The sequence below is a fragment of the Cupriavidus mimosae genome (assembly GCF_023952485.1).
GTDB lineage: Bacteria > Pseudomonadota > Gammaproteobacteria > Burkholderiales > Burkholderiaceae > Cupriavidus > Cupriavidus taiwanensis_C.
Genome location: NZ_JALHRY010000023.1, coordinates 43,409 through 57,177 on the forward strand (window position 1 = coordinate 43,409; position 13,769 = coordinate 57,177).

Genomic DNA, 13,769 nt, shown 5'->3' on the forward strand with positions numbered 1-13,769 from the left:
GGCTCCATTGTCTGCTGCCGCACAGTCCGGCCGCCCGCACCCTTCCATGATGGATGCACCCGACCACCCCGCGCCGGCGCTCCGGAGTCTCGCCCATGTTCAAGATCCCCATGCTCGGCAAGAGGCTGGGCACACCCGCGCCCGAGGCCAGCGGCAAGGCCCGCGCCGAACCACCGCCCGCGCCGTCCGGCGCCAGCGCGCCGCGCAAGGGCATGCCGGAACAGCTTGCGCAGAACCTCAAGACCCAGGGCGACGCCATGATCCAGTACGGCGCCCGGCTGCTGGTGATGCGGGAAATGCTGTGCGCCATGGCGGTGGCGCTGCCGCCCGATGCGCGCGCCAGCGCGCAGCGGCAGTTCCGGCAGCGCATCGACCAGTTGCTGTCGCTGACCGACGACCACGTACTGCCGGCCGAATTCCACACGGCGCTGCTGGCCGAGGTCAATTACTACCTCGGCGAGCTGAAGCAACGCTGACGGCAGGCGCGGCCTGCGCGGCGTTTGGTAAGCATTTACGCGGGCAAGTCGCGCGGCGTGCGCGATGTTCCTGGCGAGGAGTTGCGCAGGCGGCATCTGTTGCCGGTTTGATACCGGTCGTAACTGCCGTTCCTGGCCCCCTGCCATCGTGCTACAGTGCGCCCTCAGCACAAAGCTGCGCAGCGACGCATAGCGCACTCCGGCGACCCGCAAGCGGCGGCCGCAGGGGGTGGCGCTCCAGCGTACCGCCGCCCGCTTTGTCACCCCGACGCGCACACGGTGCGCACCAGGCGCCGGGCATGTGCCGGGAGCCAGCCCTTGCTCTTCGCGCCCAGCCGCGCGCTTGCCGCTCGCCACCCGCGTGGCGCCGAACCATTGCCGCGCAGCCGCCTGCCCCCGGGGCCGCCCCTCGGGCGCCGCTGCCGCTTTCCAGGATCTTCATGACGCACCGGCTCCAGGCCGCACTGACCATCGCAGCCTTCAAGCTCTTTGCCGCCCTGCCATACGGCGTGACCGCCCGGCTGGGCGACGCCATCGGCAGGTTGCTGTACCGCATCCCCAGCCGCCGCCGGCGCATCGTCCATACCAACCTGGCGCTGTGCTTCCCGGACATGGATCCCGGCAAGCGCGAGCAGCTGGCACGCGACCACTTCGGCCATGTGCTGCGCAGCTACCTGGAGCGCGGCGTGCAGTGGTTCGGCAACGCCGAGCGGCTGGGCAAGCTGGTCGAGCTGGATTCGCGCATCGACCTGGCCTCGTGCGCGGAGCATCCGACCATCTTCATGGGATTTCATTTCGTCGGCATCGAGGCCGGCTGCATGTTCTATTCGATGCGCCATCCGGTGGCATCGCTGTACACGCGCATGTCGAGCCCGCTGCTGGAGCAGATCTCGCGCACGCAGCGCGGGCGTTTCGGCGCCGAGATGATTCCGCGCAACGGCAGCGGCAAGCAGGTGGTGCGCACGCTGCGCGCCGGCTGCCCGGTGATGCTGGCGGCGGACATGGACTTCGGCATCAACGATTCGGTGTTCGTGCCGTTCTTCGGCGTGCCGGCGTGCACGCTGACCTCGGCCTCGCGCCTGGCCAGCCTGACCGGCGCGCGCGTGGTGCCGTTCACCACCGAAGTGCTGCCCGACTACCGCGGCTACCGGCTGCGCGTGTTCGACCCGCTCGAAGGCTTTCCCTCCGGCAGCGTCGAAGAGGACTCGCGCCGCATGAACGCCTTCCTCGAAACCCAGATCGCCACCATGCCGGAGCAGTATTACTGGATCCACCGGCGCTTCAAGAACCGCCCGGAAGGCATGCCGTCGGTGTACTGACCCGGCTAGCCGGCGGCGCGCCGCCAGGCTTGCTGGATCTCCGCCACCAGCCGGGTCAGCTGCGCGGCATAGCGCGCGTGGTCGTGGCGGCGTTCGGCCTCGTTGAACGGATAGCTGATGTTGAGCCCGTACAGCTGCTGGTCCGGCCCCGAGAAGGCCGCGCCCACGGCCAGCAGATGCCCGGGCTGGTAGGCCGCGGTGCAATGGCCGTGCCGCTGCGCCTGCGCGATGCCGCGCAGCACGCGCGCGCGCATGCCGGGCCAGGCCTCGCCCTGGCGGGCGGCGATACCGGCCAGCAGGTCCCTGCGCACCTCCTCCGGCTGCGCCGCCAGCCATGACAGGCCGATCGCGGTCAGCTCCATCGGCACGCGCGAACCCGGCACCACGCGGCGCGTGCGCGACACGCTGTCGCGGCTGTGTCGGATCGACGCCAGGTACACCATCTCCAGCTGGTCCCCCACCGCCAGTCCCACGTTGACCTTGCCGGCCTCGGCCACCTTGCGCATCAGCGGCAACGCAATCTCCGGCGCGCGGCTGGACTGGTGGAAGGCATCCGCCAGGCTCAGCACCACCGGCGCCAGCCGGTAGGCGCGTTCGTTGACGTCGTAGCGCAGGAAGCCGGCATCGACCAGCGAGCGCGTCAGCCGGCTCACGGTCGGGCGCGGCAGGCCGGTGCGCGCGGCCAGTTCGGCATTGGTCAGGCTGGTGGTGCCGACGCGGAAGGCACGCAGCAGCACCAGCCCGCGCTCGAGCGACTGGCTGCCCGCGGTGTCCCGGGTAAAGCGGCCGGTCCGATGGGTCACGCTGCGCGTGGAGTCAAGCGGCGGGATGGCGTCAGGCATCGCTGGCAATTTCAGTAAGTGAAATTCGAGTATAGCGGTACGGCGCCACCGCGCGAATACTGTGGGCACGCGGCCCCGAGCCGGCCGACCCCACAGGAGCACCCCGCATGTCATCCGATGCTGAAATCCACGTCACCCGCGACGGCCACGTGGCCCGCGTGGTGCTGTCCCGCCCGCCGCACAACTTTGTCGATGCCGAGGTGATGCGGCGCCTGGCCGACACCTTGCTGGCCCTGGACGACGACCACCATTGCCGCGCCATCGTGCTGGCGTCGGGCGTCGGCGCGTTCTGCGCCGGCGCCGACTTCAGCGGCGCCGGCCAGGGCGAAGTCGCCAGCGACCCCGCCGCCTTCTACGTGCATGCGATGCAGCTGTACCGCAACCGCAAGCCCATCGTCGCCGCGGTCGCAGGCGCCGCCATCGGCGCGGGGCTCGGGCTGGCGCTGGTGGCGGATTTCCGCGTGACCTGCGCCGAGGCCCGCTTCAGCGCCAACTTTAACCGGCTCGGCTTCCACCCAGGTTTCGGGCTGAGCCTGACGCTGCCGCGCCTGGTGGGCGAGCAGCAGGCAGCGCTGCTGTTCTACACCGGCCGGCGCATCACCGGAACCGAAGCGGTCAGGATCGGCCTTGCCGACGAACTGGTGGGCAGGGACGAAGTCGACGGGCGCGCCATGGCGCTGGCGCAGGAGATCGCCGCCTCGGCCCCGCTGGCGGTGGAAACCACGCGCGCCACGCTGCGCGACGGGCTCGCCGACCGCATTGCCGAGGTCAACCAGCGCGAGCTGGCGATCCAGCGCGGACAGTTCCGCAGCGAGGATTTCCGCGAGGGCGTCGCTGCCATGGCCGCGCGCCGCAACCCTGTGTTCCAGCGCCGTTGAAGGAGGCACCGATGAGCGAAGCAGACAAGCGCACGGCACCGGCCGGCCCGCTCGACGGCATCCGCGTGCTCGACCTGACCGCGGTCGTGCTCGGCCCGCTGGCGACGCAGGTGCTGGCCGATTTCGGTGCCGACGTGATCAAGGTCGAAGGCCCCGAGGGTGACCTGATGCGCGCCAATGGCGTGTCGCAGCATGCCGGCATGAGTTCGATCTACCTGGCGCTGAACCGCAACAAACGCTCGGTCGTGCTCGACCTGAAGACCGCCGAGGGCGCGGCGGCGCTGCGCGGCCTGATTGCCGGCGCCGACGTGCTGGTGCACAACATGCGCGTTGCCGCGATCGAGCGGCTGGGCTTCGGCTATGCCGAGGTGGCGCGCATCAACCCGCGCATCGTCTACTGCCTGGCCACCGGCTTCGGCCAGGACGGCCCGCACCGCGACAAGCCGGCCTTCGACGACATCATCCAGGCCGGCTGCGGCCTGGTTGCGCTGGGCTGCGCCGGCGGCGAGCGCCCGGAATACGTGCCCAGCCTGCTCGCCGACAAGACCACCGGGCTGGCGCTGGCCAATGCCGTGCTGGCCGCGCTGCTGTACCGCGAGCGCCACGGCGTGGGCCAGATGGTGGAGGTGCCGATGCTGGAAACCATGGCCGCCTTCGTGATGACCGAGCATCTGGGCGGCCTGACCTTCGACCCGCCACCGGCCGGCGCCGGCTATGCCCGCCTGCTGCAAGGCGGGCGGCGCCCCGCGCCGACCCGCGACGGCTGGATCTGCGCGCTGCCCTATACCGAACGCCACTGGCAAGCCTTTTTCCGCGCGGTGGGCCGCGACGACCTGGCCGAGCGCTACGACGTGGCCGACCGCGCCCAGCGCAACGCCAATATCCGCGCGTTGTACGGCCACCTGGCCGAACTGACGCCGGCGCACACCACCGACGCATGGATGCAGCTGTTCGAGTCGCTCGACATTCCCGCCACGCCGATCTACGGCCTCGATGCGCTGGTCGACCACCCGCACCTGCGCGCGGTCGGCCTGTTCCAGCAAACACGGCACCCGACCGAGGGCGCCCTGCGCGAACTGCGCCCGGCCGCGCGCTTCTCGGCCACGCCGCTGTCGCTGCGCCGCCATGCGCCGGCGCTGGGCGAGCATACCGAGGAGGTCCTGCGCGAACTGACCCTCGCGCCGGATGCGCGCCAATCCCGATAAGCAACCGAGAAGACCGCCATGCATTTTGAACTCGACCAAGAACACCAGATGCTCAAGGACCTGGTCGCGCGCTTTGTGCGCGAGCAGTTGATGCCGCTGGAACCCACGGTGCTGGCACGCGAAGCCGCCGGCGGCCAGATGGCGCTGCTGCCAGAAGAGCATGCGCGCCTGGACACGATGTCGCGCGAGCTCGGCCTGTGGGGCCTGGACGCCCCGGCCGAGCTGGGCGGCTCCGACCTGCCCACGGTGGCCATGGTCGGCGTCAACGAAGAGCTGGGCAAGACCATCACCCCCTATGACCTGCCGCCGGATTCGCCCAACCTGCGCATGCTGATGCTGACCGCGAGCGCAGCCCAGCGTGAGCGCTACCTGGCCCCGTATGCGAGCGGCGAGACCGTGTCGGCCATCGCCATCTCGGAACCGGGCGCCGGCGGCGATCCGGCCATGATGGCCACACGCGCCGAACGCGATGGCGACCACTGGGTGCTGAACGGGCGCAAGATCTGGATCAGCCGCGCAGCGCGCGCCGACTGGACCATCGTCATGGCCGTGACCGACAAGGCCCGTGGCGCGCGCGGCGGCATCTCGGCCTTTATCGTCGAGCGCGGCACGCCGGGCCTGCGGGTCGAGCGGCGCATCCCGATGATCGGCGGCGCGTCGACCTATGAAGTGGTGCTGGAAGACTGCCGCATCCCCGCCACGCAACTGCTCGGCGCCGAGGGACAGGGCTTCGCGCCGATGCAGGCGCGGTTGTCGACGCGGCGCGTGCAGATGGCGGCGTGGTGCATCGGCCGTGCCCAGCGCGCGCTCGACATGATCTGCGAATACGCGCCGCAGCGCCAGACCTTCGGCGCGCCGCTGGCACAGCGCCAGGCGATCCAGTGGTGGGTGGCCGACGCCGCCACGCGCATCCACGCCTGCCGCCTGATGACCTACGAGGCCGCCACCCGCATCGACGCCGGAGAAGAAGCCCGCACGCAGGTGTCGATGATCAAGGTGTTCGCCACCGAAATGGCGTGGGACGTGATCGACCAGGCCATGCAGACCTTCGGCGCGATGGGCATGACCAAGGAACTGCCGCTGCAGCAGATGGCCAACGAGACCCGGCTGATGCGCATCTACGAAGGCCCCAGCGAAGTGCACCGCTGGGTCATTGCGCGCGACCTGCTCGGCCTGCGCCGCTAGGCTCGCAACCATCCCTTGCACCGGCGGAGACACGCCGGGCATTCCACCGTCAGGAGACCACCATGCAACAGGCTTTCCGCTCCCGTCGCCGCTTCCTCGGGCTCTTTCCGGCCGCCCTGGCGCTGCTGGGCGCAGCCACGCCGCCGGCAGCGCGCGCGGCCGATGCCGACGCCTTTCCGGCGCGGCCGATCCGCTTCATCGTGCCCTTCCCATCGGGCAGCGGCACCGATACCACCGCGCGCATGTTCGCCAAGAAGATCGGCGAGCTGACCGGCCAGGGCGTGGTGGTCGAAAACAAGCCCGGCGGCAACGGCTTTATCGGCGTGCAGGCCGCGCTGAACGCGCCGGCCGACGGCTACACCGTCTTTATCGGCAGCAATTCCACGCTGTCGACCAATGCCGCCACCTTCCGCAAGCTGCCGTATGACCCGTTGAGGGACTTTGCGCCGATCACGCTGCTGTCGCGCGGTCCGTGCGTGATCATCGTGCCGGCCGGCTCGCCCTACCGCACGCTGGCCGAGCTGCTGGACGACGCGCGCAAGCGTCCCGGCGCGCTGAACTACGGCACGGGCTCGATCTCGTACACGCTCTATTCGGAATGGCTCAACGAGCTGGCCCGCATCAAGACCACGGCGGTGCCATACAAGGGCGCCGGCGATGCCATCAACGGAGTAATGGCGGCCAATGTCGATTTCGCCGTGGTCGATGCCACCGGCGCGATCGAGCTGGCCCGCGGCGGCAAGGTGCGCGCGCTGGCCTACACCGCACCGCAGCGCTCGCCGCTGCTGCCGGACGTGCCGTCCATCGCCGAAGCCGGGCTGCCGGACTTCCTGGCCTACAACTGGGTCGCGGCAGCGGTCTCGGCCAGGACGCCGCCGGCGCTGGTGAAGCGGCTGCAGGACCTGTTCACGCAGGCCGGCAATGCCGCGGACGTGCGCGAGTACTACACGCGCCAGTCGACCAGGCTGATCCTGTCGTCGCCGGCCGAGATGCGGCAATACCAGAAGGACGAGATCGAGCGCTGGAAGCGGCTTGCCGCGGTGGCCAGGATTCCGCTGCAGTAAGCGCCCCGCCCGCTAGCCGCTGTGCTCGCGCAGCAGCACCGTCAGGCGCTGCGCCAGCGGCGACAGGTAGGCGCCTGCGCGCGTGACCACGCCGATGCGCCGGCGCAGGTCGAGCTCTTCGACGCCCAGCGGCAGCACGCGCAGCCCGCGCTGCATGGCCTCGCCGCCGGCATTGGCGATACTCAGCATCTGCGTGCCCTGCATCAGCGCGAACAGCGAGCTGCTGCCGAAGTCGATCTCGATGCGCGGCTGCGGCTGCGGCAGGCCGCGCTGGCGGAACGCCGCGTCGACCTGCTGGCGCAGCGTGATATGCCGTTCGGGCAGCAGCCATTCCTGGTCGGCGAGGTCGGCCAGGCGCAGCTTGCGCCGCCGCAGCAGCGCGTGGCCCTGGTCCGCCACCACCACCAGCCGGTCGTCGAACAGCGGCTGCACCGCGAAGGTGTCCGCCAGCGCGCCCGACGGGGTAGGCGCCACGGCCATGTCCACTTCCCCGGCCGCCAGCAGATCCAGCAGGTCGCGCGCGAGCCGGCGGCGCAGCCGCAGCCTCGCCACCGGGCGCTCGCGCACCAGCTGCTGGCACGCGCCGAGGATCACATCGCCCGGAATCGACGGTGAATAGCCCACGCGCAGGACGCCCTGCTCGCCGGTGCGGATGCCCAGCATCTCCTTGATGCCGTCCTGGTACTCCAGCTGGATGCGGCGCGCGCGCTCGAGGAAGCGGGTGCCGGCATAGGTGGCGGCCATGCCGTTGGCGGTGCGCTCGAACAGCGGCAGCCCGGCCTGGCTCTCCACCCGCTGCACCGCCTTGGTCAGCGCCGGCTGGCTGATCCCCAGCGCCTCCGCGGCGCGGCCGATGCCGCCGTGCGCCGCCACGGCCAGGATGTATTCGATATCCCGCGTCTCCATTGCCTCACATTCCCGACGGTTATGGCTTTATAGCCAATGCCTCATTGTGGTGATGCCCGCCATCTTACAGACTACGGCGTACGAGCACACCACCGAGCGTGCTGCAACATCATTCAGCCTTCACGGAGACAGCATGGGTTTCGCGTATTTCCTGCGCCGCGCCGCGCGTTACTGGGGCGACCAGCCCGCCATCCTTTACCAGGACCGGGTGGTGACCTATCGCCAGCTCGACGAACGCTCGACGCGGCTGGCCAATGCGCTGCTGGCGCTGGGCCTGCGTCCCGGCGACCGCGTTGCGGTGCAGTCGCGCAACCGGCCCGAGCTGGTGGAACTGGAATGTGCGCTGTACAAGGCCGGCCTGGTCAAGGCCGCGCTCAACCCCCGCTTTACCGCGGCCGAGGCCAGCGACGTGGTCGACAACTGCACCCCGCGCGTGCTGATCGCGGGCCCCGGCTACACCGGCTACGACCGCGCTACGGCAGGCTTCGGCAGCATCGAGACCTTTATCGCCATCGGCGCGGCGCCCGCCGGCTACGTCGAATACGAGGCGCTGCTGGCCAACGCCGGCACCACCGCTCCCGACATCGCCCCGGCGGCCGACGACCTGGCCGTGCTGCATTTCTCGTCGGGCTCCACCGGCAAGATCAAGGCCGCCATGCAAAGCTACGGCAACCGCATCGCGGCGCTGCGCAAGATGGTGTCCGGCATGGACCGCCCCGCCCGCCCGGGCGACCGGCTGGCGCTGATCGGCCCGGTCACGCATGCTTCCGGCATGCTGATGCAGCCTTACCTGTATGTGGGCGCGACGCTGGTGCTGTTCGAAAAATTCGAGCCGGCGCACTTCCTGGCCGAAGTCGCGCGCCTGCGCATCACCCATGTGTTCATGGTGCCGGCCATGATCAACATGCTGCTGGCCGAGCCCACGCTGGCGCAGGCCGACCTGTCGAGCCTGAAGACGCTTGCCTACGGCGCTGCGCCGATGGCGCCGGCACGCATCCGCGAGGCCTGGGAGCGCATCGGCCCGATCCTGTCGCAGGGCTATGGCGCCAGCGAATCGACCTCCGGCGTCACGCGGCTGTCCACCAGCGACCATGCCGAGGCCATTGCCAACCATCCCGAGCGCCTGGCCTCGTGCGGCCGCGCGCTGGGCGAGACCGAAGTGCGCGTGGTCGACGAGCACGGCAAGGAAGTGGCCGTGGGCGAGATCGGCGAACTGGTGATCCGCGGCGACGACGTATTCCACGGCTACTGGAACGAGCCCGCGCTGACGCGCGAGACCCTGGTCGATGGCTGGCTGCATACCGGCGACATGGCGCGCGTGGACGAGGCCGGCTACCTGTACCTGGTCGACCGCAAGAAGGACATGATCATCTCCGGCGGCTTCAACGTCTACCCGACCGAGGTCGAGGCCACGCTGTACCAGCATCCCGACGTGCTGGAGGCCTGCGTCATCAGCGTGCCCGACGACACCTGGGGCGAAAGCGTCAAGGCCGTGGTCACGCTGCGCCCTGGCCGCGAGGCCACCGCGCAGCAGCTGATCGCGCACTGCCGTGAGCGCATCGCCGACTACAAGTCGCCGCGCTCGGTCGACTTTGTCGCCGAGCTGCCCAAGAACGCCAGCGGCAAGCTGGCCCGCAAGATCGTGCGCGAACGCTACTGGCAAGGCGTCGGACGCCGCGTCAACTGAAGCCGGAAACGCACCGAGGAAACCGCCATGTTCGACCACCTGACCAACCCCGTCCTGCTGGACACCCGCGCCGGCATACGCCGCTTTATCGACGAAGAGCTGCGCCCGCTCGAACAGGAACTTGGCCTGGGTTCCGAGGACCCGTGGCCGCGCGAGACCCTGCGCCAGGTCTGGCGCCGCTCCAGCGAGCTGGGCTTCTACGCCGCCTGCCTGCCCACCGCGCTCGGCGGCAAGGGCCTGAACATCCAGGAACAATGCGCGCTCAAGGCCGACCTGGCCGCGAGCGGCTCGACCCTGGCCGCGCATGTGCTGGGCGACCTGGGCGGCCCGCCGCGCGTGGGCAACATGCTGAAGTACGCCACGCCCGAGCAGCTCGAGCGGTACTTCAAGCCGGTGATCCGCGGCGAGAAATCGACCTGCTTCGCACTGACGGAAACGCATTCCGGCTCCGATGCGCAAAGCATCAGGACCGCGGCCGTGGCCGACGGCGATGAGCTGGTCATCAACGGCGGCAAGCACTACATCAGCGGCGCGCCGTTTGCAGACTTCGCCATCGTCATGTGCGTGACCGACGCCACCGCCACGCCGCCGGCCATCACCGCGGTGCTGGTCGACCTGGACCTGCCCGGCGTGACGGTGACCAACGAGTATGTGCCGATGTCCGGCCAGCATATCGACGGCGATATCCGCTTCGACAACGTGCGCGTGCCGCGCGCCAACATTTTCGGCGGCGAAGGTAACGGCTTCAAGCTGGGCATGTCGCGCATCAATGTGAACCGGCTGCTGCACTGCCCCAGCATGCTGGGACTGGCCATGCGGGCCTATGAGTCGTCGCTGGAATATGCCGGCCAGCGCCGCCAGTTCGGCGGCCCGATCGCGCGCTTCCAGGCGATCCAGCACATGCTGGCCGACATGGCAGCGGCGCTGTGGGCTTGCGAAAGCATGATCGCGCACACGGCGGCGCTGGCCGACGCCGGTGCCGACCTGCGCATGAAGGCCGCGGCGTGCAAGCTGTTCGTCTCGGAGCGCTGCTTCGAGGTAGCGGACAAGGCCGTGCAGATCCATGGCAACGTCGGCGTCACGCGCGGCCATCCGGTCGAGCAGACCTTCCGCAAGCTGCGCATGTTCCGCATCTTCACCGGCACCAGCGAGATCCAGCGCAACACCATTGCGCGGGCTATCCTGGAACCGCTGCAGCAGAAAGCCTGACCGTGCCGGCGGCGCGGTCGCCGCCGGCATCCGGATCCCGGCCACAATACGACAAGACCACGGAGACCAAGCATGAACCGCCGAAACTGGCTTGCCACCGCCGGCGCCGCCGCGCTGGGCAGCCTGCTGCTGCCGGCCCGCGCCGCCAGCGCCGCATCCCCCTACCCCACCCGCCCGATCCGCCTGATCGTGCCGTTTATCGCCGGCAGCACGCCGGACAACACCGCGCGCACGCTGTCGGCAGAGCTGGGCAAGAAGCTCGGCCAGCCGCTGGTGGTCGAGAACATGCCCGGCGCCGGCGGCATCATCGGCGCCGGCGCGCTGCGCCGCGCCGCGCCCGATGGCTACACGCTGGGCATCCTGGCCAACTCGCACGTCATCAACGTACACATGTACCGCAAGATGCCGTATGACCCGACCCATGACTTCACGCCGATCACGGCGTTGTCGGGCGGGCCGTCGGCGCTGGTGGTACCGGTGTCTTCGCCCTACAAGAGCGCGGCCGAGCTGGTCGCGGCGATGAAGAAGGAGCCGGGCAAGTTCAACTACGGCTCCGGCGGCAAGGGCAGCATCGCCCATCTGGCCGTGGAAACCATGCTGCACCAGACCGGCTGCGACGCGGTGCATATTCCCTACAAGGGCGCGCCGGAGATCCTCACCTCGATGCTGACCGGCCAGACCCAGTTCGGCATGCCGGTGCTGGGCACCGCCACGCAGTACGTGCGCAACAACCAGGTCAGGGTGCTGGCCGTCACCGCCGCCGCCCGCTCCCCGTACTTCCCCGACGTGCCGACCATGGCCGAAGCGCTGCCGCCGGGCTTTGTCATCGACAACTGGAGCGGCCTGTTCGCGCCGGCCAACTTCCCGGCCGAGCTGGCGCAGAAGCTGCACGCCGCGGTGCGCGCGCTGCAGAGCGCCGGCGTGTTCGACGCCCAGCTCAAAGCCAATGCCGGCGAGCTGCGCAGCAGCGCGTCGCCGGCGCAGTTCGGCACCATGGTGGCCAGTGACAACGCGCGCTATGGCGACCTGATGAAGTCGATCGGCATGACCGGCGACCTGGGCTGATACAGCAGGCCTGCTCCCTGCGCCGCACGCCACGCCGCGCGTGCGGCGCTTTTGTTTTCTCCTTTCCCCGGAGGCTCCGCATGAAGCCAGCATGGTCTTGCCTGAACGACGTCACCATCCTCGACGTCAGCCAGTTGCTGCCCGGCCCGCACGCCTGCAGCCTGCTGCGCCAGCTTGGCGCGGAGGTGATCAAGGTCGAGCAGCCCGGCAGCGGCGACACCGCGCGCCAGTTGGGCGCGCATGTCTATGCGCAGTTCAATCGCGGCAAGCGCTCGGTGGCGCTGGACCTGAAATCGGACGCCGGCCGCGCGGCGTTCCTGGACCTGGTGCGCGATGCCGACGCCGTGGTCGAAGGCTTCCGCCCCGGCGTGATGGCGCGCCTGGGCTTGGGCTATGAGGCGCTGGCGGCGGTCAATCCGGCCATCGTGCTGTGTTCGGTCTCAGGCTTCGGCCAGACCGGACCGTACGCCAGCCACGCCGGGCATGACCTGAACTACCTGGCGCTGGCCGGGTACTGGGCCACGCCGGTGCAGGTCCACGATGCAGTCTCGCGCCCGCGCGTGCGGGTGTCGGATTACGCAGCGTCGGGCTACGCGGCGTTGTCGCTGGCCGTGGCGATCATGAGCGCACGGCAGAACGGAAAGGGGCAGCATCTCGATGTGTCGATCCATGATGCCGTCCTGTCGTGGACCGCCCATGGCGCCTGGACGGCGCGCGCGCACGAGGATTCACCACGGGCATCGCCCACCGTGATGCCGGAAAACGACTTGTTCGAAACCCGCGACAGGCGGCACCTGGCAATGGGCATCCTGGAAAACAAGTTCTGGGACAACCTGTGCGCGGCGCTGGGCGACGCGTTCCCGGCCCTGCGCGATCCGCGCTTCGCCACGCGCATCGGGCGCAGCGGGCACAAGTTGGAGGTCAATGACCTGATGGCCGAGGTGTTTCGCACGCGGGACCTGACGGAATGGGAGGACTTCTTTGCGCCGCTTGATATTCCGTTTTCGCCGGTGCTGGAGGCTGGCGAGTTGTTCGAGGATGCGCATGTGCGGGCGCGGGACGTGGTGCGGCGGGTCGAGGGCGGGATTGCGGTGAATTTTCCGGTGAAGTTTTCGATGGGGTTGCCGCAGGGCGAGGATTTTGTGGCGGAACTTGGAGAACACAATCGGCAATAGCGGCGGCCTTTCAGGACACGGCGATTTCCCACGAACCAGCATTTGCGGCAAGCTTCGCCCGCCTGTTCGGAATGCGACAAGTCTTATCGCCTGCCTGACTTCGGAAGGGAATACTGGGCACGTCATCGGGTTGCCGGTGACCGGGCGTGGAAACCCGCGGAGCAGATCAAGGGCAGGCGTTATGCTTTCGCATGGCAACGCCTGTGCTCGCATGGACAGGCTTACTTCCATGGCGGGCCACGCGAGGCAGCCGCAAGGCTGGCCGGGTTCTTCCTTGATCTCGCCGGGTTTCCACCCTCGCTGTATGGCCCGCCACCCTCACTTTCAGTTGAGTGAGCGTGGCTCAACCTGGAAGGAGTCATCAATCATGACGGTCGATGCAAAAGAAGCCAATGCGTGTCTCAATGAAGTGCGTGCCGGGATAGAAGGCGTGCTGGTACTGCTGGAGCAGCAGAGTGTGCGGTCGGAAGCCTGCTTTAGCGCCCTTTGTCTGCTGGAGCTGTTGAAGGCCAAGTTGGACGCGTTGATGGAAGAAGGGCCGGAGGCTGTGTAGATGGCAAATCCGGCCTGGGCGCCGTTAGCACATGGCATGGTTCGTTCTCCCGGGCAGATATCTGCCCGGGAGTGTCAACCATGCGGGCTTTCTTGAATGTCTTGCTGTGGTGGGACCCGACTTGCCAAGCAAGCGCAGCGATGCGTTCCGTGCCAGGGCCCACGCCGCGCGATAGGGCCGGCGCGAAGCGCAGCCGTAGGCGCCC

Annotated in this window: 13 protein-coding genes; 11 read left to right on the forward strand and 2 right to left on the reverse strand. The window is 69.1% G+C overall.

Annotation, left to right across the window (positions count from 1 at the left end):
- Positions 1-95: 95 nt before the first annotated feature.
- Positions 96-476, forward strand: coding sequence for a hypothetical protein (locus MKD50_RS27985; protein ID WP_240071892.1), 381 nt, complete (start codon positions 96-98; stop codon positions 474-476).
- A gap of 440 nt (positions 477-916) precedes the next feature.
- The gene (locus MKD50_RS27990) at positions 917-1,795 is read left to right on the forward strand and encodes a lipid A biosynthesis lauroyl acyltransferase (RefSeq protein WP_115700047.1); all 879 of its coding nucleotides are present in this window, start codon (positions 917-919) and stop codon (positions 1,793-1,795) included.
- 5 nt (positions 1,796-1,800) lie between these two features.
- On the opposite strand, the gene MKD50_RS27995 is transcribed toward MKD50_RS27990, so the two are convergent.
- Positions 1,801-2,637 (reverse strand): IclR family transcriptional regulator, encoded by an 837-nt coding sequence (locus MKD50_RS27995; RefSeq protein WP_115700046.1) that lies wholly within the window; start codon positions 2,635-2,637, stop codon positions 1,801-1,803.
- 107 nt (positions 2,638-2,744) lie between these two features.
- Between MKD50_RS27995 and MKD50_RS28000 the strand changes: the two genes are divergently transcribed.
- The 4 genes from MKD50_RS28000 to MKD50_RS28015 all read left to right on the forward strand — a co-directional run bounded on the left by MKD50_RS28000 (position 2,745) and on the right by MKD50_RS28015 (position 6,969).
- Positions 2,745-3,515 carry an enoyl-CoA hydratase/isomerase family protein gene (locus MKD50_RS28000; RefSeq protein ID WP_115700045.1) on the forward strand — a complete coding sequence of 257 codons (771 nt, stop codon included), beginning with the start codon at positions 2,745-2,747 and terminating at the stop codon, positions 3,513-3,515.
- An 11-nt stretch (positions 3,516-3,526) separates the two neighbouring features.
- Positions 3,527-4,720 carry a CaiB/BaiF CoA transferase family protein gene (locus MKD50_RS28005; protein ID WP_252669630.1) on the forward strand — a complete coding sequence of 398 codons (1,194 nt, stop codon included), beginning with the start codon at positions 3,527-3,529 and terminating at the stop codon, positions 4,718-4,720.
- 18 nt (positions 4,721-4,738) lie between these two features.
- Positions 4,739-5,905: an acyl-CoA dehydrogenase family protein gene (locus MKD50_RS28010; RefSeq protein WP_252669634.1), complete on the forward strand. Its 1,167-nt coding sequence runs from the start codon at positions 4,739-4,741 to the stop codon at positions 5,903-5,905.
- Between the two features lie 62 nt (positions 5,906-5,967).
- Positions 5,968-6,969, forward strand: a complete 1,002-nt coding sequence (locus MKD50_RS28015) for a tripartite tricarboxylate transporter substrate binding protein (RefSeq protein WP_252669636.1) — start codon at positions 5,968-5,970, stop codon at positions 6,967-6,969.
- Positions 6,970-6,981: 12 nt separating this feature from the next.
- Here MKD50_RS28015 and MKD50_RS28020 read toward each other — a convergent pair whose 3' ends face one another.
- Positions 6,982-7,875 carry a LysR family transcriptional regulator gene (locus tag MKD50_RS28020; RefSeq protein ID WP_115700041.1) on the reverse strand — a complete coding sequence of 298 codons (894 nt, stop codon included), beginning with the start codon at positions 7,873-7,875 and terminating at the stop codon, positions 6,982-6,984.
- Between the two features lie 133 nt (positions 7,876-8,008).
- Between MKD50_RS28020 and MKD50_RS28025 the strand changes: the two genes are divergently transcribed.
- The 5 genes from MKD50_RS28025 to MKD50_RS28045 all read left to right on the forward strand — a co-directional run bounded on the left by MKD50_RS28025 (position 8,009) and on the right by MKD50_RS28045 (position 13,564).
- The gene (locus tag MKD50_RS28025) at positions 8,009-9,562 is read left to right on the forward strand and encodes an acyl-CoA synthetase (protein ID WP_252669638.1); all 1,554 of its coding nucleotides are present in this window, start codon (positions 8,009-8,011) and stop codon (positions 9,560-9,562) included.
- A 27-nt stretch (positions 9,563-9,589) separates the two neighbouring features.
- The gene (locus MKD50_RS28030; protein ID WP_240071886.1) at positions 9,590-10,771 is read left to right on the forward strand and encodes an acyl-CoA dehydrogenase family protein; all 1,182 of its coding nucleotides are present in this window, start codon (positions 9,590-9,592) and stop codon (positions 10,769-10,771) included.
- Positions 10,772-10,843: 72 nt separating this feature from the next.
- A complete protein-coding gene (locus MKD50_RS28035; RefSeq protein WP_115700038.1) occupies positions 10,844-11,836 on the forward strand; it encodes a tripartite tricarboxylate transporter substrate binding protein in 993 nt (330 codons plus the stop codon).
- Positions 11,837-11,916: 80 nt separating this feature from the next.
- On the forward strand, positions 11,917-13,011 hold the full coding sequence (locus MKD50_RS28040) for a CaiB/BaiF CoA transferase family protein (RefSeq protein WP_252669640.1): 1,095 nt from the start codon (positions 11,917-11,919) through the stop codon (positions 13,009-13,011).
- Positions 13,012-13,378: 367 nt separating this feature from the next.
- A complete protein-coding gene (locus MKD50_RS28045; RefSeq protein WP_252669642.1) occupies positions 13,379-13,564 on the forward strand; it encodes a DUF1484 family protein in 186 nt (61 codons plus the stop codon).
- The last annotated feature ends 205 nt before the right edge of the window (positions 13,565-13,769 follow it).